Source organism: Streptomyces sp. NPDC048506 (genome assembly GCF_040651315.1).
Taxonomy (GTDB): domain Bacteria; phylum Actinomycetota; class Actinomycetes; order Streptomycetales; family Streptomycetaceae; genus Streptomyces.
The window spans coordinates 142,962-164,358 of record NZ_JBEZIX010000003.1 but is presented as its reverse complement, the minus strand read 5'-3'; the positions used below and the strand labels follow the sequence as shown (position 1 = coordinate 164,358).

21 protein-coding genes are annotated in these 21,397 nt (G+C 70.1%); 5 read left to right on the top strand and 16 right to left on the bottom strand.

Going from position 1 to position 21,397, the window contains the following annotated elements; genetic code table 11:
- Positions 1-42: 42 nt before the first annotated feature.
- The gene (locus tag AB0C96_RS03400) at positions 43-1,086 is read left to right on the top strand and encodes an SMP-30/gluconolactonase/LRE family protein (RefSeq protein ID WP_362913177.1); all 1,044 of its coding nucleotides are present in this window, start codon (positions 43-45) and stop codon (positions 1,084-1,086) included.
- A 28-nt stretch (positions 1,087-1,114) separates the two neighbouring features.
- Here the strand turns inward: AB0C96_RS03400 and AB0C96_RS03395 are convergent, their stop codons facing one another.
- Both AB0C96_RS03395 and AB0C96_RS03390 read right to left on the bottom strand, forming a co-directional pair.
- The gene (locus tag AB0C96_RS03395; protein WP_362913175.1) at positions 1,115-1,528 is read right to left on the bottom strand and encodes an Asp23/Gls24 family envelope stress response protein; all 414 of its coding nucleotides are present in this window, start codon (positions 1,526-1,528) and stop codon (positions 1,115-1,117) included.
- 166 nt (positions 1,529-1,694) lie between these two features.
- Positions 1,695-2,771, bottom strand: coding sequence for a mechanosensitive ion channel family protein (locus AB0C96_RS03390; RefSeq protein WP_362913173.1), 1,077 nt, complete (start codon positions 2,769-2,771; stop codon positions 1,695-1,697).
- 445 nt (positions 2,772-3,216) lie between these two features.
- Between AB0C96_RS03390 and AB0C96_RS03385 the strand changes: the two genes are divergently transcribed.
- On the top strand, positions 3,217-3,474 hold the full coding sequence (locus AB0C96_RS03385; RefSeq protein ID WP_362913171.1) for a hypothetical protein: 258 nt from the start codon (positions 3,217-3,219) through the stop codon (positions 3,472-3,474).
- A gap of 32 nt (positions 3,475-3,506) precedes the next feature.
- On the opposite strand, the gene AB0C96_RS03380 is transcribed toward AB0C96_RS03385, so the two are convergent.
- From AB0C96_RS03380 to AB0C96_RS03325, 12 genes are all read right to left on the bottom strand, one after another.
- Positions 3,507-4,349, bottom strand: a complete 843-nt coding sequence (locus AB0C96_RS03380) for an amidohydrolase family protein (RefSeq protein WP_362913169.1) — start codon at positions 4,347-4,349, stop codon at positions 3,507-3,509.
- 5 nt (positions 4,350-4,354) lie between these two features.
- A complete protein-coding gene (locus tag AB0C96_RS03375) occupies positions 4,355-4,666 on the bottom strand; it encodes an L-rhamnose mutarotase (RefSeq protein WP_362913167.1) in 312 nt (103 codons plus the stop codon).
- Positions 4,667-4,677: 11 nt separating this feature from the next.
- Entirely contained in the window at positions 4,678-5,307 is a 630-nt protein-coding gene (locus AB0C96_RS03370; protein WP_362913165.1) for an LUD domain-containing protein, read from the bottom strand.
- Positions 5,304-6,767 carry a LutB/LldF family L-lactate oxidation iron-sulfur protein gene (locus AB0C96_RS03365; protein ID WP_362913163.1) on the bottom strand — a complete coding sequence of 488 codons (1,464 nt, stop codon included), beginning with the start codon at positions 6,765-6,767 and terminating at the stop codon, positions 5,304-5,306. Before AB0C96_RS03365 ends, AB0C96_RS03370 begins: the two co-directional genes overlap by 4 nt.
- Positions 6,764-7,504 carry a (Fe-S)-binding protein gene (locus AB0C96_RS03360; protein WP_362913161.1) on the bottom strand — a complete coding sequence of 247 codons (741 nt, stop codon included), beginning with the start codon at positions 7,502-7,504 and terminating at the stop codon, positions 6,764-6,766. Before AB0C96_RS03360 ends, AB0C96_RS03365 begins: the two co-directional genes overlap by 4 nt.
- Positions 7,505-7,506: 2 nt before the next feature.
- Entirely contained in the window at positions 7,507-8,493 is a 987-nt protein-coding gene (locus tag AB0C96_RS03355; protein ID WP_362913347.1) for an aldo/keto reductase, read from the bottom strand.
- Between the two features lie 56 nt (positions 8,494-8,549).
- The gene (locus tag AB0C96_RS03350; protein WP_362913159.1) at positions 8,550-9,332 is read right to left on the bottom strand and encodes an SDR family oxidoreductase; all 783 of its coding nucleotides are present in this window, start codon (positions 9,330-9,332) and stop codon (positions 8,550-8,552) included.
- Positions 9,329-10,693, bottom strand: coding sequence for an enolase C-terminal domain-like protein (locus AB0C96_RS03345; RefSeq protein WP_362913157.1), 1,365 nt, complete (start codon positions 10,691-10,693; stop codon positions 9,329-9,331). The genes AB0C96_RS03350 and AB0C96_RS03345 overlap by 4 nt, the downstream gene beginning before the upstream one ends.
- A gap of 53 nt (positions 10,694-10,746) precedes the next feature.
- Positions 10,747-11,598, bottom strand: a complete 852-nt coding sequence (locus tag AB0C96_RS03340; protein ID WP_362913155.1) for a fumarylacetoacetate hydrolase family protein — start codon at positions 11,596-11,598, stop codon at positions 10,747-10,749.
- A 90-nt stretch (positions 11,599-11,688) separates the two neighbouring features.
- Positions 11,689-12,645 (bottom strand): ABC transporter permease, encoded by a 957-nt coding sequence (locus AB0C96_RS03335; protein ID WP_362913345.1) that lies wholly within the window; start codon positions 12,643-12,645, stop codon positions 11,689-11,691.
- Between the two features lie 76 nt (positions 12,646-12,721).
- Positions 12,722-14,239 (bottom strand): sugar ABC transporter ATP-binding protein, encoded by a 1,518-nt coding sequence (locus tag AB0C96_RS03330; protein ID WP_362913343.1) that lies wholly within the window; start codon positions 14,237-14,239, stop codon positions 12,722-12,724.
- A 14-nt stretch (positions 14,240-14,253) separates the two neighbouring features.
- Positions 14,254-15,312 (bottom strand): sugar ABC transporter substrate-binding protein, encoded by a 1,059-nt coding sequence (locus AB0C96_RS03325; protein WP_362913153.1) that lies wholly within the window; start codon positions 15,310-15,312, stop codon positions 14,254-14,256.
- A 216-nt stretch (positions 15,313-15,528) separates the two neighbouring features.
- Between AB0C96_RS03325 and AB0C96_RS03320 the strand changes: the two genes are divergently transcribed.
- The gene (locus AB0C96_RS03320) at positions 15,529-16,245 is read left to right on the top strand and encodes a FadR/GntR family transcriptional regulator (protein ID WP_362913151.1); all 717 of its coding nucleotides are present in this window, start codon (positions 15,529-15,531) and stop codon (positions 16,243-16,245) included.
- A gap of 91 nt (positions 16,246-16,336) precedes the next feature.
- Here the strand turns inward: AB0C96_RS03320 and AB0C96_RS03315 are convergent, their stop codons facing one another.
- A complete protein-coding gene (locus AB0C96_RS03315) occupies positions 16,337-17,383 on the bottom strand; it encodes a sugar ABC transporter substrate-binding protein (RefSeq protein WP_362913149.1) in 1,047 nt (348 codons plus the stop codon).
- A gap of 450 nt (positions 17,384-17,833) precedes the next feature.
- Positions 17,834-18,532 (bottom strand): FCD domain-containing protein, encoded by a 699-nt coding sequence (locus AB0C96_RS03310; protein WP_362913147.1) that lies wholly within the window; start codon positions 18,530-18,532, stop codon positions 17,834-17,836.
- Between the two features lie 230 nt (positions 18,533-18,762).
- Between AB0C96_RS03310 and AB0C96_RS03305 the strand changes: the two genes are divergently transcribed.
- Complete coding sequence (locus AB0C96_RS03305; protein ID WP_362913145.1) at positions 18,763-20,001, top strand: aminotransferase class V-fold PLP-dependent enzyme; 1,239 nt, start codon at positions 18,763-18,765, stop codon at positions 19,999-20,001.
- A 93-nt stretch (positions 20,002-20,094) separates the two neighbouring features.
- Positions 20,095-21,396 (top strand): sugar ABC transporter substrate-binding protein, encoded by a 1,302-nt coding sequence (locus AB0C96_RS03300; protein WP_362913143.1) that lies wholly within the window; start codon positions 20,095-20,097, stop codon positions 21,394-21,396.
- Position 21,397: the final 1 nt, after the last annotated feature.

The following is a 21,397-nucleotide window of genomic DNA, read 5'->3' as shown; positions in this document are numbered from 1 at the left end:
GGTGCCGCTCGCGACGGGTCCGGCGCGGCAGGGCAGGTCACGGTGAGCCGGGTCCGCGCGGGCGGGGCCCGCGGCCGTGAGTCCCGGCCGCTGTCGGCGCTCCGGGTCGTCACTCCGCACATCGAGGGCCCCGAGGACGTGATCGCCGACGCCGACGGCAGTGTGCTCGCCGGCGCCGCGGACGGCACGATCTGGCGGCTGCACCTCCCGGAGCCGGCTGCGGACGGCACCGCGCGCCCGGCCGGAGCGACGGTGCCCGACGCACGGGCCGAGGCCGTGGCGCACACCGGGGGCAGACCACTCGGTCTGGAGCCGCTGGCCGGCGGCGATCTGCTCGTGTGCGACGCCTCCCGCGGTCTGCTGCGCGTCACCCCCGGGGACGGCACCGTCCGCGTGCTGGCCGACGAGGTGGCCGGGGCGCCCCTGCGGTTCTGTAGCAACGCCGTCATGGCGGCGGACGGCACGGTGTACTTCACCGTCTCCAGCGTCCGCCACGCCCTCGCCGAGTGGCCGGCCGACATCCTGGAGCACATCGGCAGCGGGCAGCTGGTGCGGCTGCGCCCCGGCGGAGTGCCCGAAGTCCTGCTGGCGGGGCTCCAGTTCGCCAACGGTGTGGCGCTGGCCCCGGACGACGCGTTCCTCGTCGTGGCCGAGACCGGTGCCCGCCGGCTGGCCCGCTACTGGCTCACCGGCCCCCGGGCCGGCCGTGCGGACACCTTCGCCGCGGATCTGCCGGGCTACCCCGACAACATCTCCCGCGACGCCGCGGGAACCTTCTGGATCGCCCTGGTGGGGCCGCGCAAGGCGGGCGTGGAGCTGTTGTACAAGGCGCCGCTCGCCGTCCGCCGGGCGGCCTGGAAGGCCCTGCTCCGCCTCCGTCGCCTCCCGCCGCCGCACCCCACGGTGCGCGTCCTGGCGATCCGGCCGGACGGCGGCCCGTCCCACGACCTGTGCGCCGCGAACTCGCCGTACCGCGGGGTCACCAGCGTCTGCCGGACGAAGGGGCTACTGGTCATGGGCAGTGTCACCGAACGTGGTGTCGCCGTCTGCCCGCTCCCCGGCGACCAGGGCGCGGCGGAACGCTGAACCCCGTACCGCGGGCGCGGCACCCCGGTCAACGCACCCGTTCCTCGGCTTCCTCCTCCTCGGGGAGCTTCACGTCGCTCACCGCGATGTTGACCTCGACGACCTCCAGACCGGTCATCCGCTCGACCGCGGAGATCACGTTCTCGCGCACCGCCCGGGCCACCTGGGGGATGATCTCGCCGTACTCGGCGACGATGTCGAGGTCAACTGCGGCCTGCTTCTCACCGACTTCGACCTTGACCCCGTGCGTGGTGCTCGTACCCCCACCGGGCACCCGCTTGCGCAGCTCCCCCACGGAGCGTGCAAATCCGCTGCCCAGGGCGTGCACCCCCGGTACGTCCCCGGCCGCCAGGAAGGCGATCTTCGCCACCACCCCGTCGGCGATGGTCGTCCGCCCGAGGTCCCCGGTATTCCGCGACCGCTGCTCAGCGAACTCGGTCATCGCGCATCACCCTCTGCTCCATCGCGGGGAATTCTTCGGCCCGTCTCTTCACGCTAGGGCGCACCGGGTGAATACGCCTGTCTTCCTTTGCCGACCCGGCAAGTGGCGTTGTCGGCGCCGCCGCGCCCCACCGGGGTGGCGGTGGGGCGGGTGGACGCGCGCCGTCTCAGGCCACCGGGTCCGACGTCCCGCGCTGGTGCGGGATGGTGACGCCGTCGGACGGCTGCAACGCCACGGTCCGGGTCGGGGCGGGGATCCTGATGCCCTCGGCCCGGTAGCGCTGGTGCAGGCGCTTGATGAACTCGTGCTTGATCCGGTACTGGTCGCTGAACTCGCCGACCCCGAGGATCACCGTGAATCCGATCCGGGAGTCCCCGAAGGTGTGGAAGCGGACGGCCGGTTCGTGGTCGGGCAGCGCACCGCTGACGCCGGTCATCACGCTCTTGACGACCTCGATGGTGACCCGCTCGACGTGGTCGAGGTCGCTGTCGTAGCCGACCCCCACCTGGACCAGGATCGACAGCTGCTGTTCCGGCCGGGTGAAGTTGGTCATGTTGGTGCCGGCCAGCTGGGCGTTGGGGATGATCACCAGGTTGTTGGAGAGCTGGCGCACCACCGTGTTGCGCCAGTTGATGTCGACGACGTAGCCCTCCTCGCCGCTGCTGAGCCGGATGTAGTCACCGGGCTGCACGGTCTTCGAGGCGAGGACGTGCACGCCCGCGAAGAGGTTGGCGAGGGTGTCCTGCAACGCCAGGGCGACCGCGAGCCCTCCCACGCCCAGTGCGGTGAGCAGCGGGGCGACGGAGATGCCCAGGGTCTGTAGGACGACGAGCATGCCCATCGCCAGGACCACGATGCGGGTGATGTTGGCGAATATGGTGGCCGATCCGGCCACGCCCGATCTCGACTGGGCCACCGACTTCACCAGACCGGTGATCACCCGGGCCGCGGTGAGCGTGACGACCAGGATGAGCAGCACCGTCAGCGTCCGGTTGACGTTGCGTCCGATGGTCGCGGTCAGCGGGAGCGACGCGGTCGCCGCCGCCAGGCCCGCACAGATCGCCGCCCAGGGCACCACGGACCGCAGGGCGTCGACGATGACGTCGTCCCCGCTCCACCGCGTCCGGAGCGCATGCCTCCCCAACCAGCGCAGGGCCGCGCGCAACAGCAGGCCGGCCAGCAGACCGGCGGCCAGCGCGGCCCCGGCGACAATCAGGTCATGCAGGGTCACCGCGCGGTTCACCGGTCGCCCCCCACGGGCCGGAGGAGCGCTACCGCACACCGGATGTGATGCTTCGTCACCATTTCACCTTGCTCGTCTCCAGGAACGCGAAGGCGTCGGGACGTCCACAGACGACCCGACGCGATCTGTCATCCTGCCGCACGCGGCCCGGTGCCCCATGGGCACCCCCGGGAGGGACTGGCGACGGCGGGGCGTGACCCCGGTCCGATCCCCGCGCTCGCGGAGAGGCAGCGAACCGCACGCGAGGGGCAGCTGGGGGCATTTGAGGGGAAGTTCACGCATACCGCGACCAACGCCCCGAAGACTCGGCCGTTGGGCGTTGACGGGTTCGCGAATGACAACGGCGTCAGGCGCATTGCGATATCGGACCGTTGGATTTCACCTCGCTCACCCGTTCAGATGCGCTCGGCGGGAAATCGACCCCACGGGCGCGCATGGTGGTTCCATGAACACTTCACAGATGGCTCGTCCGAAGAAGTCCATATCGCGCATTTTCGCGGCCGGCGCCGCGCTCGGCCTCGCGCTTGCGGCGGGGACGGCGACCGCCGCGTCCGCCGCGGCCGCGACGCCCGCCTCGCACTCCGCCACAAAGACCACGAAGGCCACGACGTCCCAGATGAGCCCGATCGGCGGCCACCGCCACGGCCACGGTGGCGACGGCGGCGACGACTGCGGCGGCCTTCTCGTCATCATCTGCATCTAGCGGATCCCCCGAGCGAACGCGCCACGCGGCAATCAGAGCCCGTACACCCGCTCCGCGGTGCCCGTCCACACGGCGGCCCTCTCGTCAGGGCTCAGACCCGCGAGGAGCACAGCGGTGGCGTCCACCACCTCGGCGTAGCGTGCCGCGAGCGTGCACACCGGCCAGTCGGATCCGAACAGCAACCGCTGCGGGCCGAAGGCGTCGAGCACGGTGTCCGCATAGGGGCGCAGGGCGTCGACCGTCCACTCGTGCCAGTCGGCCTCGGTGACCATGCCGGACAGCTTGCAGACGGTGTTCGGCTGCGCCGCCAGCTCTCGGACGGCCTCCGACCACGGCTCCAACCGACCCGCAATGATGGGCGGTTTGCCCAAGTGGTCCAGCACGAAGGTGAGTTCGGGCAGGTGCCGAGCAGCGGAGACCACCGCGGGCAACTGGTGCGGCAGGACGACCACGTCGTACACAAGCCCCGCGTCCGCCACCGTCCGCAGTCCGCGCAGCACTTCGCGGCGGGTGAGCCACCAGGGGTCCGGCTCACCCTGCACCTGGTGGCGGATGCCCCGCAGCCGCTCGCCGCCGGGCAGGGCACGCAACCGGGCCAGCTCCTCGGCCACGTCGGACGCGGTGAGGTCGGTCCAGCCGACCACTCCCGCCACCACGTCGCTCTCGGCCGCCAGCGCCAGGAGCTCCGGGGTTTCCTCCGGCACCGTGATCGTCTGGACGAGGACGGTGCGGTCGACGCCCTCGGCGCGGGCCTGCGGTTCCAGTTCGGAGAGGAGGAAGTCGCGGCGCAGCGGGGCGAGTTCGGGTCCCGTGATCCAGTCCTGGTCGCGCACGGAGAGGTCCCATACGTGGTGGTGCGCGTCGATGATGCCCATGAGCCTCACAGCTCCCATACGACGGGCAGGCCGGCGGTGGCTCCGTCCGCCGAGTAGTCGTGGATGACGTCGAGGAGTTCGGCCATACGGGCCTGCCAGGCGATGTTCACCGGCAGCTTCTCCAGTTCGACGAGGAGGGCGGCGTAGTCCTCGCATTCCAGGACGTGGAAGAGGTCCGTGCCGCTGCGCCAGATGGTCCACGACGTGGTTCCGGCGGCGCGGATGGCGGCCGTCAGCTCCTGCGGCACTTCGCGATGAGCCGCCTCGTACTCCGCGATTCGGTCCGCACGGACCTTGGTGTGCAGGGCGATGCGCATGGGGGGACTCCTCAGCTGTCGACGATGACGATGTCCAGGGTGCGCGGTCCGTGCACGCCCTCGACTCGCTCCAACTCGATGTCACTGGTGGCGGAAGGGCCGGAGATGAAGGTGAGGGGGCGACGGGGGTCGAGGCGGCGCAGCGCTTCGGGCACGTCTGCGGCGATCTGGTCGGCGCGTACGACGCACAGGTGGTAGTCGGGCAGCAGGGTGAGTGCCCGACGGCCTTGGCCGGGGCCGGCGTCGAGGACGATCGTGCCGGTGACGGCGACGGCCAGGGCACAGGTGGTGAGCACACCGCCCACTGCGTCAAGTGCGCGCACGTCGAGCGGTGGGGTGTCGGTGCACCGGGTCCAGTCGCCGTCCGGCAGCCATCCGGCCGGGAACCCCGCGGGAACGACGAGGGTGCCGGACACCTGCCGGTGGGCCAGCGCGGCGGCGAGGGCCTTGCGCGGGTCGGCGGTGCGGGTGACGGTGGCCCGGTAGTCGGCGGCGCGTTCGGCGAACAGGCCGATGACGTCGTGTCCGGCGTGGCTGTCGCGGTAGTCGCGGGGGATGCTCGCGGCGTCGTGCGACTCGGTGGCGGGGACGTCCGCCAGTGCCGAACGGATACGGCCGAGTACGGTCGCGCGGCTGCTCATCTCGGGCTCCTCTCACGGCGCCACCAGGCGCGGAACGTCTCCTGCGGTGGTGCCGGCGTGTCCCGCGTGTCGGACCAGCGCGCGAGTGGCCCTGGAAGGCGGCGCAGGATGCCGTGCCGGGCCAGGAGCCGGCCGCCGAGCGCGGCCGCCCGCTGGGCCATGCCGAGTCGGCGCGGGGAGGACAGGGTCGCGGCCGCGGCCTTCATCAACAGTGCTTCCGGCGTGCGGACCGGCCCCCTGCGCTTGGCGTCCACAGCGTGGGCGCGCAGATGCACCAGCACCTCAGGGATGTCGATCTTCACCGGGCAGGCGTCGTAGCAGGCGCCGCAGAGGGTGGACGCGTAGGGCAGCGTGGCGACCTGTTCGACCCCGACCAACTGGGGGGTGAGCACGGCGCCGATCGGGCCGGGGTAGACCGAGCCGTAGGCGTGGCCGCCGGTGCGCTCGTAGACCGGGCAGACGTTGAGGCAAGCCGAGCAGCGGATGCAGCCGAGGGTCTGGCGCCCGACGGTGTCCTTGAGCGTGGCGGTGCGGCCGTTGTCGAGAAGGACCAGGTGGAAGGCGCGAGGGCCATCGCCCTCGGTCGGGCCGGTCCACATGCTGGTGTATGGGTTCATCCGCTCACCGGTGGAGGACCGGGGCAGCAGTTGGAGGAAGACTTCGAGATCGGCGAAGGAGGGCAGGACCTTCTCGATGCCCATCACGGTGATCAGCGTCTCGGGGAGGGTGAGGCACATCCGGCCGTTCCCCTCGGACTCCACGACGACGACCGTGCCGGTGTCGGCGGCGGCGAAGTTCGCGCCGGAGACGGCCACTTTGGCCCGCAGGAACCTCTCGCGCAGGTGTAGGCGTGCGGCCTCGGCGAGGTCGCCGGGTTCGTCGGTCAGGTCATCGGGCGCGGGCCTCCCCCACTGCCCCATCGCGTCCCGGAAGATCTCCCGGATCTCGGCGCGGCCCTTGTGGATGGCCGGGACCAGGATGTGCGAGGGGCGGTCGTCGCCGAGCTGGACGATGAGTTCGGCGAGATCGGTCTCGTACGCCCTGATGCCCGCCTCGGCGAGAGCGTCGTTGAGGCCGATCTCCTGGGTGGCCATGGACTTGACCTTGACGACCTCGCGCTCGCCGGTGGCCCGGACGAGCTCGGTGACGATGCGGTTCGCCTCGTCGGCGTCGGCCGCCCAGTGCACGGTGCCTCCCGCGGCGGTGACCGATGCCTCCAGGCGCAGGAGGTGTGCGTCGAGGTGACGAAGGGTGGCCCGCTTGATGGCGGCGGCTGCGGTGCGCAGCTCCTCCCAGTCGTCGAGTTCGGCGGAGACGGCGAGCCGTTTGTCGCGGATGGTGCCGGTGGCCTTGCGCAGATTGGCACGGAGCCGGCTGTCCGCGACGGCTGCCTTCGCCGCAGCGGGGAAGGAGGGGCTGCCCAGCCAGACCACGTTGTCGGGGTTGTCCGTCCCGCTCACGCCGCATCTCCTTCCGTCGCGGCGAGGATCTCCGCCAGGTGCCTGGTGCCCACGCCGGTGCGGAGTCGGCCGAGGCCGCCGCCGATGTGCATCAGGCAGGAGTTGTCGCCGGCGCACAGCACTTCGGCGCGGGTGACCTGCACGGCACGGACCTTGTCGGCGAGCATGGCGTTGGACACGTCGGGGTTCTTCAGGGCGAAGGTGCCGCCGAAGCCGCAGCAGCTGTCGGCCTCGGGCAGTTCGACCAGATCGATGCCCTTGACGGCGCGCAGGAGTCGAAGGGGTCGGTCGCCGACGCGGAGCATCCGCAGGGAGTGGCAGGTGGGGTGGTAGGTGACGCGGTGCGGGAAGTACGCCCCGACGTCGGTTACGCCGAGGATGTCCACCAGGAACTCCGACAGTTCGCGCACGGTGGGGGCGACACCCCTGACAGCGGCCCGGAGGTCCGAGTCCCCGTACTGGGCGGCCAGCGTCGCGTGGTGTGCGCGGATCATTCCGGCGCACGAGCCGGAGGGTGTGACGATGGCGTCGTAACCCGAGAAGACCTCCGCGAAACGGCGGACCATGGGCAGCGCCTCGGGCCGGTATCCGGTGTTGAAGTGCATCTGGCCGCAGCAGGTTTGGGCTTGCGGGAACTCGACGGTGTGGCCCAGCCGCTCCAGGAGCTTCACCACGGCCTTGCCGGTCTGCGGGAACATCGTGTCGTTGAAGCACGTGAGGAACAGTGCGACGCGCATCGCTATCGGGCCTCCGGGACGGGCACGTGGCACGGTAGCAGGGCCTCTTCGCGCAACCGTTCCCAGACGTCGGCCGGGACGGGTGCGTTCAGGAGTGTTGCCGCGTCCCGAACCTCCGCCGCCGACCGTGCACCGGTCAGCACACTCGCCACCGCCGGGTGGCCGAAGGGGAAGTGGAGGGCGGCGGCGCGCAGCGGTACGCCGTACGCCTCGGTGATCTCCCGCATCCGCAGCGCCCCCTCCAGCAACTCGCCGGGGGCCGCACTGTAGTTGTACGTGGCGCCTGGACCGGGGTTTGCGAGGAGCCCGGAGTTGAAGACACCGCCGATGATGACGCTCTTGCCGCGCTGCGCGGCGGCGGGCAGCAGTTCGGCGAGAGCGGGCTGTTCGAGAAGGGTGTAGCGGCCCGCGCACAGTACCGCGTCGACGTCCGACTCGATGAGGAACCGGGTGAGCATCGCGGTCTGGTTCATGCCCGCGCCGATGGCTCCCACCATGCCTTCGGAGCGGAGCCTTTCCAGCTCCGGGTAGGCCTCTCGGAACGCCTGCTCGCCGTGGTCGTCGGGGTCGTGGATCAGGGCCAGGTCGACGCGGTCGAGGCCGAGGCGGGTCAGGCTCTCCTCCAGGGAGCGTCGCACCCCGTCGGCGCTGAAGTCCCACGCACGGCGGTGGGTGGCGGGGACGGCGAAGCCGTTCGCCATGTCGGAGCCGCCCCCCTCGTACGGCTCAAGGAGGCGGCCCACCTTGGTGGAGATGACGTACTCCGTAGGGGGCTTGGTGCGCAGCACCGCGCCCAGGCGTCGCTCGGAGACACCCAGGCCGTAGTGCGGCGCGGTGTCGAAGTAGCGGATGCCCGCGTCCCAGGCCGCCTCGATGGTGGCGGCGGCGCCTTCCTCGTCGACCGGGCTGTAGAGCCCGGCTATCGCCGCGCCGCCGAGGCCGAGCGCGGTGACCTCGACGCCGCTGCGGCCGAGGGCGCGTCGCGGCATGGCGTCGGCGGGCGGGTGGGCCGTGCGTCCGGGGGTGTCACTCGCCTCGGCTGCCATCACTGCCCCACCGGGCGCAGTCGCAGGCCCTGCATGCCGCCGTCCACGGCGAGGGCGGTGCCGGTCACCGAGGCCGCGCCGGGGCCGGCCAGATAGGCGATGGCCGCGGCCACCTCGTCGGCGGTGACCAGACGGCCCATCGGCTGGCGTGCGGCGAGCGCGGCGCGCTCGGCGGCGGGGTCGTCGGCCTGCTCCAGCAGCCGCCCCACCCAAGGGGTGTCCACCGTGCCGGGGTTGACGCAGTTGACGCGGATTCCTTCGCGGACATGATCGGCTGCCATCGCCAGCGTCAGCGACAGGACCGCGCCCTTGCTCGCGCTGTAGAGCGCCCGCTGCGGCAGCCCGGCCGTGGCGGCGATGGAACAGGTGTTGATGATCGAGGCGTGCGCCGATTCCCGAAGGTGGGGCAGAGCGGCGCGGGTGGTGCGCACCATGCCCAGGACGTTGATGCCCAGCACCCGCTCCCACTCCGCGTCGTCGTTGTCCTCGACCGTGCCGATGGCGCCGATCCCGGCGTTGTTCACCAGGATGTCGATGCCACCCAGGTCGGCGGCCGCTTCCGCCACCGCCGCGATGACGGAGGTGTCGTCCGCCACATCCGCGGTGTGGCCGCGCAGTGGCGCCGTGGCGGCGGCGGGATCGAGGTCGAGGACCGCCACGGCGGCGCCGCGTGCGGCGAGGAGCCGGGCCGTGGTCAGACCGATGCCGGAGCCGCCGCCGGTGACGATGGCCTTCAGGCCGTGCAGTTCGCCGTCGCGGCCGGTCACGGTACGCGCACTCATGCCTTCGCCTCCTTGTCGGCGGCGCCGTCGGCCGCCCAGAACGTGCCGTCGGGGTAGCAGTAGGCGTCGATGGACTCCTGCCTCATCTGTGCCGAGAATCCGGGCGCGGTCGGGGTGGCGTAGCGCCCGTGCTCGATTCGGACCGGGTCGATGAAGTGCTGGTGCAGATGGTCGACGTACTCGATGACGCGGTCCTCGGTCGTCCCCGACAGCGCGACATAGTCGAACATCGAGAGATGCTGGACGAGTTCGCACAGTCCGACTCCGCCGGCGTGCGGGCAGACCGGCACCCCGTACTTGGCGGCGAGCAGCAGGATGGCGAGGTTCTCGTTCACTCCGCCGACGCGGGCGGCGTCGAGCTGGAGCACATCGATCGCGCCGGCCTGTAGCAGCTGCTTGAAGACGATGCGGTTCTGCACATGCTCGCCGGTGGCGACCTTCACCGGAGTCACGGCCTTCCGTATCGCCGCGTGGCCGAGGACGTCGTCCGGGCTGGTGGGCTCCTCGATCCAGTACGGGTCGAACTCGGCCAGGGCGCGGGTCCATTCGACGGCCTCGTCGACGTTCCAGCGTTGATTGGCGTCGATCGCGATGCGGATGTCGGGGCCGACAGCTGCGCGGGCGGCACGGCAGCGGCGGACGTCATCGTGCAGGTCGGCGCCGACCTTCAGCTTGATCTGCCGAAAGCCGTCCGCGACCGCCTGGCGGGCGAGGCGGGTGAGCTTCTCGTCCGAGTAGCCGAGCCAGCCGGGGGACGTGGTGTAGCCGGGGTAGCCGGTCGCGCGCAGGCGCTCCACGCGCTGCGGGGCACCCTCGCGGCCGCGTTCGAGGAGTACGAGCGCTTCGGCGGGGGTCAGCGCGTCGGCGATGTAGCGGTAGTCGACCTGGCCGGCCAGCCACTCGGGCTCGGCGTCGGCGAGCAGTTGCCACAGGGGCTTGCGGGCCCGCTTGGCGGCGAGGTCCCATACGGCGTTGACCACGGCACCGATCGCCATGTGGATGACGCCCTTTTCCGGTCCCAGCCAGCGCAGTTGGCTGTCACCGGTGAGGTCGCGGCTCACCGAGCCGGGGTCCGCGCACAGCGCGTCGACCGGCCGGCCGACCACGTACGGTCTCAGCGCCTCGATGGCGGCGACCTGGATGTCGTTGCCGCGTCCGATGGTGAAGGTGAAGCCGTGCCCTTCGGCGCCGTCTTCGGCGTCGGTGCGCAGCACCACATAGGCGGCGGAGTAGTCGGGGTCGGGGTTCATCGCGTCGGAGCCGTCGAGCTCGCGCGAGGTGGGAAAGCGGATGTCGTAGGTGTCGACGGCGGTGATCCGCGGAGCGCCGGCGGGCACCGCTGTGGGAGAGCCGGCAGCCATGGATACGGGGGCCTTGTTCACTGGTAGGGCCGCTTTCTTGGGTTTCACGGGCGTCACGCCGCTGCGAAGGTCTGGCGCTGGCTGCCGAGGCCGTCGATGGACAGGTCCACGGTGTCGCCGGGACGCAGATAGGGCTGTCCGGGCAGGCCGAGGGCGACGCCCGCCGGGGTGCCGGTGTTGATCACGTCGCCGGGTTCGAGGACCATGTACTGGCTCAGGTAGTGGAGGAGATACCCGACCGGGAAGACCATGTCCTTGGTGTGGCCGTCCTGCCGGACCTCGCCGTTCACCGCGAGCCTCAGACCGAGCGACTGCGGCCGGCCCACCTCGTCGGGGGTGACGAGCCAGGGCCCGAGCGGGTTGAAGGTCTCGCACGACTTGCCCAGATCCCACTGCGGGGAGAAGTCGAGCTGGAACTCCCGCTCGGATACGTCGTGGCTGACTGCGTACCCTGCCACGCAGTCCAGTGCCTGCTCCGCACTGTCCAGGTAGCGGGCGCGGGTGCCGACGACGACGGCCAGCTCGACCTCCCAGTCGGTCCGGGTGGAGCCGCGCGGGATGAGCACCTCGTCGTACGGGCCGACGACCGTGCCCGGGTCCTTCATGAAGACCACGGGCCGCTCGGGGATGGCGGCCCCGGTCTCCGTCGCGTGGTCGCGGTAGTTGAGGCCGACGCAGACGACCTTGCCGGGACGGGCGACGGGGGCGCCGGTGCGCAGTCCGGTCGCATCCAGCTCCGGCAGTTCGCCGGCTTCGGCAGCGGCCCGGACCCGTTCCGGGCCGCCGGCGGCGAAGAAGGCACCGTCGATGTCGGCGGTGAGGCCGGACAGATCCAGGAACCGGCCGTCATCGGCGAGGAGGGCGGGGCGCTCCCGCCCGGGGTCGCCGAGGCGCAGCAGTTTCACGAGGGTTCTCCTTGCTGGGTGCGCGGGTGATGCGCGGACATGGGGGCTTCGGCCGACGCGGACCCTTCGGGCCCGTGAGTGCGGTCGGATTCAGTCCTGTGCGCGGCCGGTGGTGACACGGGCGATCATGAGGGCGACGAGGATGATGCCGCCGTAGATCGCCTGGATCCAGAAGGACGGCACCTGCGCGAGGGTCAGCAGGTTCTGTACGACACCGAGCAGCAGGACGCCGGTGAGGGCACCGAACATGGTGCCTTTGCCGCCGTCGAGGCTGATGCCGCCGATGACCGCGGCCGCGAACACCGTGAAGATCATGTTCTGGCCCTGGTTGGCGTTGATGGCGCCGACGTAGCCGGTCTGCATCAGACCGCCGACCGCCGCGAGAACCCCGGCGACGACGAAGACTCCCAGCATCACGCGCTCGACCCGGATGCCGGCGGCGCGGGCCGCGTCCGGGTTGCCGCCGATCGCGTACAACGCCCGTCCCCAGCGGTGGTACCTGAGCACAAGACCGGCGATCCCGAAGGCGGCCACCGCCACCCATACCGACATCGGAACGGAGAGGAAGGTGGTGGTCGCGAGGGTGAAGAAGGCGTCCGGCATACCGAAGAGGGTCTTGCCCTCGGTGGCGCCGACCAGCAGGCCGCGCAGGATGATCAGCATGGCGAGCGTGACGATGAACGCGTTGAGCTTGAACTTCACCACCAGGACGCCGTTGAAGGCGCCGACCAGCGCACCGGCCACCACGATCGCCAACAGCCCCGTGACGACCGGCCATTCGGTGCCGAAACCGGCGCTGGCCGCGGGCAGTACGAGCAGCGCGCCGAGCGCGGGTGCGATGCCGACGACCGATTCGAGGGACAGGTCGAACTTCCCGGTGATCAGCACGAGGGATTCGGCGAGCACGACCATGGCGAGCGCGGCCGAGGCGCCGAGAACGGAGATGAGATTGCGTTCGGTGAGGAAGGAGTCGTTGACCACCGCGCCGAGGACCAGCAGGGCAAGGAGTGCGGGTACGAGGGCCAACTCGCGCGCTCGGCGCAACAGTACGTTCTTGGGCGTACCCGGCGGGGTGGCCGTGGGCGAGGCGGCCTTGACAGCCCCAAGGTTCGGGGCCTCGGTGTCAGCCACGGTCAACTCCTTCGATCGAGGCGATCAGCTCGTGGTCGTTCCAGCCGGCTGGGTGCTCGGCGACGACGCGGCCGTGGAACAGCACCAGGACGCGGTCGCAGCGCCGCAGGTCGTCGAGCTCGTCCGAGACGACGAGCACCGCGGTGCCGTCGTCGCGGGCGCTGTCCACCCGGGCGAGCAGTGACTCCTTGGACTTCACGTCCACGCCGGCGGTCGGATTGATGAGGACGAGGAGGCGGGGGTCACTGGCCAGGGCGCGGGCCATGACGACCTTCTGGGCGTTGCCGCCGGACAGGTCGGACACCGGCTGCTCGGGACCCTCGGCGTGGATGTCGAGACGCTGGATGAGGTCCCTGGCGAAGGAGTGCTTGGCAGTGGTGCCCACCAGGCCGTAGCGGCCGAGCCGGTCGAGGACGCTCATGGTGGCGTTGTCGCCGATGGTCATCCCGGACACCAGGCCTTGTTCGTGCCGGTCCCGGGGTACGCAGCCCACACCGGCCCGCAAGGCGGCGGAGACGTCGCCCAACGGCAGCCTCGCGCCGTCCAGTTCCGCCTGCCCCGCGGTCGGGGTGTGCAGCCCGGCGAGGCTCTCGGCCAACTCGATCTTGCCACTGCCGCTGGATCCGGCAAGGCCGACCACCTCACCGCGGCGGATGGTCAGGTCCACGTCCTCGAACACCTCGCCGGCGCCGGTGAGTCCGCGTACATCGAGACGTATGGGCGCGTCGGCGGGCGGGGTCGGGCGGGCGACGGCACCCCTTTCCGCCGCCGTCTCACCTGCCACCGCCTCGCCCGCCATGGCCTCGACGAGGGCGCCGCGCGGCAGGTCCGCCACCGGCGCGGTGGTGATCCAACGGGCGTCGCGCAGCACGGTCACCGTCTGGCAGACCTCGTACACCTCTTGTAGATGGTGCGAGATGAACAGGAAGGTCACCCCGGACTCCTGCAAGCTGCGCATCCGGTCGAAGAGCCGCTCGATCTCCCTGTTGTCGAGCTGCGCGGTGGGTTCGTCGAGGACGATGAAGCGGGCGCCGAAGCTCAAGGCCCGTGCGATCTCCACGAGTTGGCGGTCCTCGACCTTCAGCTCCGCGGTGATGGCTCCGGGTGCGACGCGTACGTCCCAGGTGTCGAGCAGTTCGGCGGCCTGTACCTGCATGCGGCGCCAGCTGATGAAGCCTCCCCTGCCGGTGGGCTGCCGGTTGATGAAGAGGTTCTCGGCGACCGTGAGGCCGGGGACGACCGTGGGCTTCTGGTAGACACAGGCGACCTTGCGGCGCCAGGCATCGCGGTCGGAGAGCGGCGGCGCCGCTTCCCCGTCGAAGTTCACCGTTCCCGCGTCCGGGGCTTGCAACCCGGTGAGGATCGAGACCAGAGTGGATTTGCCCGCGCCGTTGCGGCCGACCAAGGCGTGGGACTCACCGGGCACGACGGTCAGCCGGCCGTCGCGCAGCGCCACGGTGGGCCCGTAGCGCTTGACGATGCCCTCGGCGGCGACCAGCGGGCGGGTCATGGTGTCGACGGCACTCACTTGACCGTGTTTCCCCACAGCTTGGGGTCGTCGACGTTCGCCTTGGTGACCAGGGGCGCCGGCAGTTGGTCTTCGAGCAGGCCGTTGGGCAGTTTGACGATGGTCGAGTCGTGGTCCGTCGGGCCGGGCTTGAACGTCTTGCCGTTCATGGCGGCCTTGATGTAGTGCATGGCGTACTTGGCGTACGAGTCCGCCGGCTGGGAGACGGTGGCGTCGATCTGGCCCTTGCGGATCGCGTCGAACTCCTGCGGGATGCCGTCGTTCGAGACGATCGCGATGTGCCCCTTCTCGCCCGTCTTCTTCAGCATCTCCTTGGACTTGAGGGTTTGCAGGGTGGGTGCCAGGTAGACGCCGCCGGCCTGAAGGTAGATGCCCTTGATGTCGGGGTTGGCGTTCAACAGCGTGTCGAGCTTGGCGGCGGCCGTGTCGGACTCCCACTTCGCGGGAATCTCCAGGACCTTCAGGTCCGGGTAGTTCTTCTGGACACAGGTCCGGAACGCCTCGGAGCGCTCACGCCCGTTGACCGAGGCGAGGTCACCCATGACCTGCACCACCTTGCCCGATTTGACCGTCTTCCCCAGGTACTCGCAGGCCTTCTGACCGTACGCCTTGTTGTTCGCCCGTACGACCATGGCGACCTTGCCCTTTTCCGGGGCGACGTCCACGGCGACCACCGGGACACCCTTGCGCTCGGCCTGGTCCAGGCCCGCGGCAATCGCGGCACTGTCCAGCGGGGCCACCACGAGACCCTTGACGCCCTGGTTGAGCTGGTTGTTGATGTCGGTGATCTGCTGGGACGGGTCGCTGTTGGAGTTCACCGTCTTCAGGGCGTCCACACCCTCCGACGTCGCCATCTTCGGCACATAGTCGTTGTACGACTGCCAGAACGGCGACGTGAGCAGGGGCAGCACGACGCCGACCTTGCCCTCGCCGCCTCCTTCGCCGGCAGAGGCGTCTTTCGTGCTTCCGCACGCTGCGAGAGCGAGAGCGGCACAAGCGGCCGCAGCCGCCGCGCGGGCTGCCCGCGAGGGGATTCTCAGAGTCTTGCCGGCCATAGCTGCGGCTCCTCACCGATGGCACTGCGCTGAGTCAGGGGGGTTGCGGGGTGCAAAGGAGATGAACGGCCGGGTCGCTTCACCGGCCGGGCACGACTATTCATCGGACCATTCAGCCCTGTCAATGGGGAGCTCGCCGAATTTTCCGCCAGATAGAGCCATAGTGGTCCGACCACTTGTGGACTAGGCTCCGCGCAGCAAACCAGGGAGGCGGAAGTGGAGACACGTGCGGAGCGGGCAGAGGCGCCGAAGGGAACGGTGACGCAGCGCGCCATCGACCAGATCAAGTCAATGATCGGAGAGGGGCTTCTGGAGCCGGGGCAGCGTCTGCCCACGGAACGCGAGTTCGCGGCCCGACTCGGGATCTCCCGCAACTCGATGCGTGAGGCGGTCCGCGCCCTGACCGCCATGGGCGTACTGGAGGCCCGACACGGCTCGGGGATCTACGTGACCCAGCTTGAGGCCGGCGACCTCCTGGAGACCTTCGGTGCCGTCGCGGACCTCTCGCCGGGCCCACGACTGCTTGAACTCCTTGAAGTTCGCCGGGTGTTGGAGTCCACCGCGACGGCCCTCGCCGCTGCGCGCATCGACGCGGAGCACCTTGCCGAGGTGGAGCAGCACCTTGAGGCGATGCGGGCGAGCGCCGATCCGGAGGAGATCCTCGCGCACGACGTCGCCTTCCACCGGGCGATCGCGAGGGCCTCGGGCAACGAGTCCATGGCGGCGATCCTCGAAGCACTCTCGTCACAGACGCTCCGCACACGGGTGTGGCGCGGCTACGAGGAGGAGGGCGCCTTCGAACGGACCCACATCGAGCACACACGGATCTACGAAGCCCTGGTCGACCGCGATCCCGACTCGGCAGGCGCCGCGGCGTCCGTGCACGTGGCGGGCGTCGAACGGTGGCTGAGAAGGCAACTGGACGGCGAGTGACCGCGCACACCGACACGGTCGCCGACAACCTCCTGTACCGGGCCGGTGAAGCCGGGGGGAGACGGCTCTTGCCTCTCCCCCGGCCGCGGTCCTAGCCGACGTTGTTGCCCCACAGCGCCTTGTCGTCCACATTCGCCTTGGTCACCAGCGGGGCGGGCAGTTGGTCCTCCAGCCCGTTGGGGAGCTTGATGATGGTGGAGTGGTGGTCGGTCGCTCCCGGCTTGAACGTCTTGCCCGCAGCCGCTGCCTCGGCGTAAAAGAGCGCGTACTTGGCATAGAGGTCGGCGGGCTGGGAGACGGTCGCGTCGATGTCCCCCTTGCGGATCGCAGCCAGCTCCTGCGGGATGCCGTCGTTGGAGACGATGGTGATATGCCCGTCCTTGCCGACCGGCTTGAGCAGCCCCTTCTCCCGGAGTAGCGTCAGCGTCGGTTGCAGGAAGACGCCGCCGGCCTGCATATAGATGCCGTCCAGGTCGGGGTTCTCGGCGAGCACCTTCTTCAGCTTGGTCGAGGCGACGTCGCCCTTCCACTCGGTGGCGAGCTCGAAGATCCGGACCTTCGGGAACTTCGTCTTCATGCACTCCGCGAACGCCTCGGAGCGATCACGGCCGTTGATCGAGTCCAACGCGCCCTGGAACTCGGCGACCTTCCCCGTACCTCCCAGCTGCTTGCCCAAGTACTCACAGGCCTTGATGCCGTAGGCCCGGTTGTCGGCGCGGACCACCATGTAGACGTCGCCCTTGTCCGGCCGGGTGTCGACGCTGACCACCGGGATCTTCTTCGCCGCCAGCCTGTTGAGGGTCGGGGCGATGGCGGTGTCCTGCGGGGCCATGACGATGGCCTTCGCCCCGAGGTTCTCGAACGCCTGGACGTCGGCCTCCAGGTTGGCCGCGTCGTACTGCGAGTTGTTCAGCGACAGGGCGTTGACATCGTTGGAGCCGATGTCGTTCCTGAGGTACTGCGCGTAGGAATCCCAGAATTCGGTGTCGGAACGCGGCAGGTCGATGCCGATGGCCGGCTTCTTGTCGTCGCCGGAGCCAGTTGCGGTGTCGCTGCCGTTGCCGCAGCCGGTGGCGAACGCGGCCAGAGCCAGCACGGCGGCGGCAGCGTGAGGGGTGCGGCGAGGGGTGATCTGCATTGCGTGTTTCTCTCCTGGTCCGGAGGCAACTGCGGCGGAGGCTTGACTCGGGCCCAGCGTGACGACCGCGTCGGATTCCGCGGCCGGGCCACCCTGAACGTCTCTGTTGTGGGTTGCAGGTCTCACGTCGCATGTGCCGGGAGGAGACAAACAGCGAGGCCACTCAGAGTGCATTGGTGATTCAACCGAGGTCTCTCGGCGTCGAGGACGGTACGGCCCGATTACCTCGGGTGACAAGACCCCATCGCAGCTGTGCACGTTTGGACCATCAGAGGTAGCCGATCGGGCACTTCCGCTCACCCGGAAGCTATGGCATAGGGCCTGCGTTGCCCTGCGTGCCATCGCGCCCTACGGGGGGGCTCCCGGCAGTGACCTCCGATGTATCGCCTGCTGCCGACGGCTCCTCGCCTACGACGACCAGCCCGACCTCACGCGCAGCCCTCTGCGCCGTCAGCCAGGGGTGTCCTCCTCGACAGGAGGCATGAAGGCACGCAGCCACCGCTCCGTCTGGGCGACGTGAGCTTGTGCGGCGCCGGCGGCGGCGACGGGGTCGTGGGCGGCGATGGCGGTGGCCAGAATGTGGTGGTCCTCGTCGCTCTTGCGGCGCAGCTCGGGGCCCTCGGGAAGGGTGAAGACCTGGTACTTGCGGGAGCGGGCGCGGAAGACCGACAGCAGGGAGGCCAGAGCGGGGTTGCCGCCGGCCAGGGCGATCTCCGCGTGGAAGCGGTGGTCGAGCTCGGAGGCCTCGGCGGGATCGTCGGTGGCCTCCATCGCCTCGATGAGCGAAAACAGCGTCCGCACCGTCTCCGGCGTACAGCGCGCCGCGGCCTGCGCCGCGACATGGGCTTCGAGGACCCGCCGGATCTCGTAGACCTCCAACAGGCCCGTCAGCGGGAGGAGTTCGAGGGTCAGCGACAGGCTGCCGATGATGTCTGCGGGCCTGAGCTGGGAGACGTAGGTGCCGGAGCCGTGCCTCGGCTCCACGACGCCCAGGGCGGCCAGCATCCGCACGGCCTCGCGCAGTGACCCCCGCGAGACGCCCAGTTCCTCGCAGAGATCGCCCTCCGGGGGGATGCGCTCGCCCGCACCGAGGCGACCCGTCGCGATCATGTGCCGTAGGCCCTGGAACGCCTTGTCGACTGCGGACATCCGACTCCTCCCGTGACGGTCCGGCGACGTCGCCGGACCGTCGATCACTGTAGCAAGTCATCAGATGTTCTATCGATCAATGGCGAGATTCATCTGATGAATCTCTCCGACTACCCCTTGTTCGCCGCATAGACCCGTGCCAGGATGCCAAGTCATCATACGTCTCGTGGTGTCTGTCTGATGTCCCTCAGGCACTCGGGGACGGCAGATTCCGGCAGACAGGGAGTCATGTGAGCGAGACCGAGATCGCCACCGCGCCGCACCCCCTGCTACTGGCCGACGGCCGGCCCGCGGCCGCGGCGTGGTCGCTGGACCCAGCCCTGAGGCACCTGAACCATGGCTCGTTCGGGGCGGTCCCCCTGGTGGCGCAGGCGCTGCAACACCAGCTGCGCACGGAGATGGAACGCGCCCCGGTCGTATGGTTCCCGGCGCTGCCGCAGCGGGTCGCCGCCGCCCGGGCCGAGCTCGCGGACTTCCTCGTGGTCGCCCCCGACGACCTCGCCCTGGTGCCGAATGCGAGCGCCGGCATCAGTGCCGTGTACGCCTGCCTCACCCCTCGCCGCGGCGGGGAGATCGTCGTCACGGACCACGGCTACGGGGCCGTGACCATGGGCGCCGAGCGGCTGGCGGGCCGCTGGGGCGGCCGGGTCCGCACCGCCCGGGTGCCGCTGGAGGCGGACGAGGAGGAGGCGTACGAGGCCGTTGCCGCGGAGGTCGGCGAGGCCACCGACCTCATCGTGCTCGACCAGATCACCTCGGCGACCGCGCGCCGGATGCCGGTGGAGCGGATCGGTGTGGAGGCGCAGCGGCGCGGCATCCCGCTGCTCGTGGACGGCGCGCACGCCCCCGGCCTGATCGCCGCCCCGCTCGCCGGTGTGACGTGCGACTTCTGGGTCGGCAACCTGCACAAGTGGGGCTGTACGCCGCGCGGCAGCGCGGCGCTGGTCGCCCGCGGCCCACTGCGGGAGCAGCTCTATCCCTTGATCGACTCGTGGGGCGCCGCAGATCCGTACCCCGACCGCTTCGACCAGCAGGGCACGGTGGACGTCACCAGCTATTTGGCGGCGCGGGAGGCGCTCGACTTCGTCGAGCGCACCTGGGGCTGGCAGACCGCCCGCCGCTACATGGGCGATCTCGCCGATTATGCCGAGCAGGTCGTCGGCGGGGCCTTCGCCGAGCTGACCGGCGTCAGCAGCCGGGTGGACGTCGGCATGCCGATCCCCGGCATGCGACTGGTGCGCCTGCCGACGGGCCTGGGCACCAGCCGCGTCGAGGCCGATGCGCTGCGCGACCGGGCTGCCCAGGAGCTGGGCGTGGAGACGGCCTTCACCAGCTTCGGCGGCACCGGCTACCTACGGCTTTCCGCACACGTCTACAACACCGCCGCCGACTACGAGTACTTCGCCGAGGTCTGCGTCCCGGTCCTCGGCAAGTGGGCCCGCGCAGCCCGCGAGCAGCGCGCGCCGTAGCAGCACAGCACGCCGTAGCGGCGCACCACCGCACGCCGGAAACCGAAGGACACCCAAGGTCACCCAAGGACGCCCAAGGAAGAGGTCGGCACCATGAGAAGACGGACAGCAGCTCTCGCCCTCGGCACAGCCGCCACACTGGTCCTGACCGGCTGTTCCACCATGAACCCCGGTGACAGCGGAACAGTCACCCTCAACATGGTCGAGAGCCTGACGAACCCGGCCCGCACCGATCTGCTCAAGGGCCTCATAGCCGACTTCGAGCGGCAGAACCCCAAGATCAAGGTCAATCTTGTCTCGCCGCCCACCGAGCAGGCCGACCAGAAGATCCAGCAGATGCTCCAGGCCGGCAGCGGCGTGGACACCCTGGAGGTGCGGGACATCACCGTGGGCCCATGGTCGAACAACGGCTGGCTCTACGACATGAGGAAGGACCTCAAGGGCTGGAAGGGCTGGCAGGCCATGACGGAGAACGCCGTCAAGGCCTCCGAGGACGCCAAGGGCAGGACCTACTTCATCCCGTACGGCTTCTACGGGCTGAGCCTCTTCTACCGCACCGACTTGATCAAGAAGGCCGGCTTCAGCAAGCCGCCGGCCAGCTGGGACGAGCTGCTGGAGCAGGCCTCCGCCATCCACGACCCGGAAAAGCGCCGGTACGGCTATGCCTTCCGCGGCGGGGCCAGCGCCTACGGCAACGCCACGGCCGTCATCGAGGCGTACGTCGCCGACGAGGTCGACCCCGCCAACGGCTACAAGCTCAGGAGCGGTCGCACCATCTTCTCCGCACCCCAGGCCCTCGACGCCCTCACGACGTATCTCAAGCTCTTCCAGCGGGCCGCTCCCAAGTCGTCGGTCTCCTGGGGCTATCCGGAGATGGTCGAGGGCTTCTCCAACGGCTCCACGGCCTTCCTGCTACAGGACCCCGAAGTGATCGCCACGGTCGCGGAGTCCAAGGCGATCTCGAAGGACCAGTGGGACACCGCCCCGCTGCTGGCCGGGCCCGGCGGCAAGACCGTCCAGCCACTGGGCACCGCCGGGTGGGGCGTCGCTGCCGGCAGCAAGCACAGGGCCGAGGCGGTCAAGCTGGTCGAGTTCCTCTCCCAGGGCAGGGCGTCGACGACCTTCACCAAGAAGAACAGCCTGGTGCCGATCCTCAAGTCGGCTACCGACGACCCGTTCTACAAGAGCGGCCCCTGGACCAGCTACGTCACCATGACGGAGCACCCCGAGAAGTACCTCAGCGTCAGCCAGCCGCGCGGCGTCGCCTGGTGGACCGAGTGGGAGCAGAAGGCCGACGCCGACGTGCAGAAGATGGTGCTCGGAAAGATGGCGCCCAAGGAACTGCTGGCCGGCTGGGATGCGTACTGGACCGAGAAGTGGAAGCAGGAGAAGTAGG